The sequence below is a fragment of the Nonomuraea sp. MG754425 genome, assembly GCF_021699195.1.
Lineage (GTDB): Bacteria > Actinomycetota > Actinomycetes > Streptosporangiales > Streptosporangiaceae > Nonomuraea.
The window spans coordinates 1-1941 of the sequence record NZ_SSXE01000403.1; the positions used below are offsets into that span (position 1 = coordinate 1).

Genomic DNA, 1941 nt, shown 5'->3' on the forward strand with positions numbered 1-1941 from the left:
TCGCGCAGCTCCTCGATGGTGCCCGTGGTGAGCGTGATCAGCTCCAGCGCCCACAGCCGGAACGCCCGAGCCAGGTTGACCGCGCTCTGCCTGGCCTCCTCCATGGTGGTGCGCGGATCGGCGACGTTGAGGTCTTCGAGGGCCAGCAGCCGGTGCATCTCGGACTGGCCGCCGTCGTCCATCATCCGCCGGATGAACATCAGCCCCACCACGCTGGTGAACGAGGCGCGGTGGCGGAGCTGGTTGGGCTTGGGGAACACCTCGCGGATCGCGCCGAGCCCCTTGAGCACGCGCAGCCGGTTGTCGAACTGGTCGGCGGGGTAGGACCGGCAGGCGAAGCGCATCTGCTCGTGCGTCAGCCACTCCTCGCCGGCCTCCGCGAACGCCGCGAACAGTGTCTCGGCGATGTCGACCAGGGCCGGGTCGTCGACCACCGCTCCGCTGTCGCGGGCCAGCGCGGCGAACATGCGGCGGTAGGTGGACAGGACCGCCTCGTCGGTGAGGACGGAGTCGAGGGTCAGGGGCTGTTCGGACACGGGCTCTAAGGTACGGCTTCACACCGACACTCTTGGCACTCTCACACCGGCTCTCCCATGGCTACCAGCCAGTACACGCCCGTGACGGACCTCCGGGCGCTAGGGTGAGGCCGATATTCAGGGGCGAATCATTTCCTACTCGTACAATCCGGGGTGAGTAAGCAAGGTGGGCGTGCTCCGAGGCGATCGTGCCACGGCCGTGATCGCCGGGGCGGCGGCCGTGGTCCTGGTCGCCGTGGCGGCCTGGTTCGGTGTGGGCGTCTCCAGCGCCAACCCCAAGCTGGCCGACGTCGGCGCGTGGTTGTGGACCGCGGCCCGGGGCAAGATCGTGCACGTCAACGGCCTGTCGGGCGAGGTGGACGGCTACCTCGACGACAAGGCGGGCCGCCGGCTGCGCGTCGTCCAGGACGGCGGCCACGTCCTGCTCGTGGACGACGCCACCGGATTCGTCAGCCGCGTCGAGCCCAGCCAGCTCAGCGTCTCCCAGACCCGCGACTTCGGCGCGGCCGGGATGCAACTGGCCATGTCGGGCGACACCGCCTACGCCGTGGACCCGGCCACGGGCAAGATCCAGCAGATCGACCCCGTCACGCTCGGCACCGTCGGCGCGGCCGTCACCCTGCCGGGACCGCTCGGCGCGGCCAGGGTGGACGGCGGGGGCCGTCTGTGGGTGCCGGTGACCGCGAAGGGTGAGGTCGTCCCGGTCGCGAACGGTGCGGCGGACGAGCCGGTCAAGGTCGGCGAGCCCGGCGAGGAGCTGTCGGTCACCATCGCCGGAGGACTGCCCGTCGTGGTCAACAGCCGGGCCGCCACCGCCACGGTGATCGGCTCGGACGGCGGTGTCGGCGAGATCACCCTGCCCAAGGAGGTGGCCCAGGCCGCCAAGGGGGGCGCGCTCACCCCGGCGAGCACCGAGGGCTCCCTGGTGCCGATCCTGTCGGCGGGGCGGTCCGGGCTGATCGTCGTGATCGACACGGGCTCCAACTCCGTGCTGAGCACCAGGTTCGCCGCCGACAACCCCGCCGACCTGGGGGTGCCGCAGGTGCTGGGCTCCAAGGTGTACGTGCCGGACCACGGCAGCGGCTCGCTGATCGTCTGGGACAGCGCGACCGGCGGGCAGCCCACCACCCTCCGGGTGGCGCAGCGGCCCGGCCCGGTGGACGTGTTCGTCAAGGACGGCCTGCTCTGGGCGAACGACGAGAACGGCGACAAGGCCGTCGTCATCGACCCCGAGGGCCGCAAGCACGACGTGGACAAGGGCGACTCCGACGTTCCGGGGCCGTCCAACACCCCCAAGCCCAAGCAGAGCCCGCGCACCGAGCCCACGCAGGCCGACACCCCGCCCGAGCCGGACCCCGTCCCCGACCCGGCCGAGACCACCGAGCGGGCCCGGCCCACTCCCACG

2 pseudogenes are annotated in these 1941 nt (G+C 71.8%); one reads left to right on the forward strand and one right to left on the reverse strand.

Annotated features, from left to right (window positions below):
* A pseudogene (locus FAF44_RS53015) lies at positions 1-536 on the reverse strand (hypothetical protein); the annotation flags it as partial.
* 172 nt (positions 537-708) lie between these two features.
* Between FAF44_RS53015 and FAF44_RS53020 the strand changes: the two are divergent.
* Positions 709-1941: pseudogene (locus FAF44_RS53020) on the forward strand (hypothetical protein); the annotation flags it as partial.